The organism is Ruminococcoides intestinihominis, assembly GCF_040096285.1.
GTDB lineage: Bacteria > Bacillota > Clostridia > Oscillospirales > Acutalibacteraceae > Ruminococcoides > Ruminococcoides intestinihominis.
In genome coordinates this window covers 1-1903 of sequence record NZ_JBBMEY010000089.1, presented here as the reverse complement: position 1 = coordinate 1903, position 1903 = coordinate 1, and the positions used below count along the sequence as shown (strand labels likewise).

2 protein-coding genes are annotated in these 1903 nt (G+C 35.5%); one reads left to right on the top strand and one right to left on the bottom strand.

Annotated features, from left to right (window positions below; genetic code table 11):
• Positions 1 to 403: FAD-binding protein (locus WMO18_RS10815; protein ID WP_367286608.1), on the bottom strand; the 403-nt coding region annotated here is incomplete at its 3' end.
• A gap of 160 nt (positions 404 to 563) precedes the next feature.
• On the opposite strand from WMO18_RS10815, the gene hflX reads away from it, so the two are divergent.
• Complete coding sequence (gene hflX / locus WMO18_RS10810; protein WP_211148419.1) at positions 564 to 1814, top strand: GTPase HflX; 1251 nt, start codon at positions 564 to 566, stop codon at positions 1812 to 1814.
• The last annotated feature ends 89 nt before the right edge of the window (positions 1815 to 1903 follow it).

Here is a 1903-nt window from a genome sequence, read left to right as displayed (position 1 = left end):
CTACAATTTCCTTACCTGTTGAGTCTTTATGGTGTACAATACGATTACGACAATGACCACCCTCTAAAGTTGCAAGTAAGTTGCCTTCTTTATCTCTATCAAAGTCAACACCAAGTTCCTTTAACTTTAGAACATCATCAGGACCTTCAGTTACCAGCTTTTCAACTGCAGAAAGGTTGTTCTTATATTTACCTGCGATTAAAGTATCTGCTATATGTAATTTATAGTTGTCGTGGTTTTTGTCAAGAACAGCCGCAACACCACCTTGTGCAAAACTACTGTTGCTTAAAGTAAGTTCCTTTTTACTAAGTAGTAGAACAGAAACATCTTCAGGGTACTTTAAAGCACCGTAAAGTCCTGCAACACCTGTACCTACTATAACTACATCAAATTGTTTGTCCATTTTCTTTGACCTCTTTAATAAATTGCGTAAACTGATTTAGCAGTTTACAAAATATTTGAATTATATTATACTACAATAAACACATAATTTAAAGTGTATAAAGAAATTTAAGTTAGATATTTTTTATATAACCATATTAGTTAAGGAAAGGTGGGTTATTATGGAACTAAAAAGTAATGAAGAAAAGGTAACAAGAGCAGTTCTCATTAGTATTAATACAGGTGAGTATGATGCAGATACTTCTCTGCTTGAACTTGTTGAACTGGCAAAGACTGCCGGTGCTGAAACAGTAGCAACTGTTATGCAAAACCTAGACAGACCTGAAACTGCAACATATGTTGGTAAAGGTAAACTCCTTGAAATCAGTGAATTTTGTGAAAGTCAAGAAATTGATTTGCTTATATTTGACAGCGAACTTTCTCCAACTCAAATTAGAAATATTGAAGAAGAAACCGGTGTAAGAGTAATTGACCGTACAATGCTTATTCTTGATATTTTTGCAATGAGAGCAAGAAGTAAAGAAGGTAAATTGCAGGTTGAACTTGCACAGTTAAAGTATATGATGCCTAGACTTACCGGTATGGGTACTGTAATGAGCCGACTTGGTGGTGGTATCGGTACAAGAGGCCCCGGTGAAACTAAGCTTGAAACTGACCGTAGACATATTAGAAGAAGAATGGAAACTCTAAAGGAACAACTAAAAGATGTTGAACACCATAGAGAACAACTTAGAAAAAGAAGAAGAAAAGACAATGTTATTACAGTAGCGATTGTTGGTTATACAAATGCCGGTAAAAGTACCCTTATGAACTACCTGACAGATGCAGGTGTACTGGCAGAGAACAAACTTTTTGCAACCCTTGACCCAACATCAAGAGCATTAAAGCTACCTAACGGTGTAACAGTAATGCTGATTGATACAGTAGGACTTGTGAGAAGACTACCTCACCACCTGGTTGATGCATTCCGTTCAACTTTGGAAGAGGCAGCAGAGGCTGACATTATCCTAAATGTTTGCGATGTTAGCAGCGAAGAAGCATCTTTGCACCTAAAGGTAACAAGAGAACTTCTTGAAAGTTTAGGTTGTAAGGATACACCGATTATTCCGGTACTGAATAAATGTGACCTTGTTTCAGGTGGTGTTACAGTACCACAGATAGGAACAGGTGTTAGAATTTCTGCAAAAGAAGGTAAAGGGATTGATGAACTTTTACACGCAATAGAAGATAACTTACCTGTTAAAGTTAAGAGAGTTAAGGCACTTTTGCCTTTTGATAAGTTAGGTATTTCTGCTGAAATTCGTGAAAAGTGTATCCTTAATAGCGAAGAATATGTTGCAGATGGTCTTTTAATTGATGCCGTTATCAGCGAAGAGATGTATTCCAAAATTAGAGATTATATTGTGAAATAATTATAATTTTTTGTTTTTCAATTTTGTTTGTTAAGATAAATTTGGGTTTGTAGTGCTATTTGATAGTTTCAACTAATATGGAATTGTAA

What these genes read in the sequence shown, in the direction of transcription:
- hflX (WP_211148419.1), top strand. Translation starts at nt 564, where the DNA reads ATGGAACTAAAAAGTAATGAAGAAAAGGTAACAAGAGCAGTTCTCATT.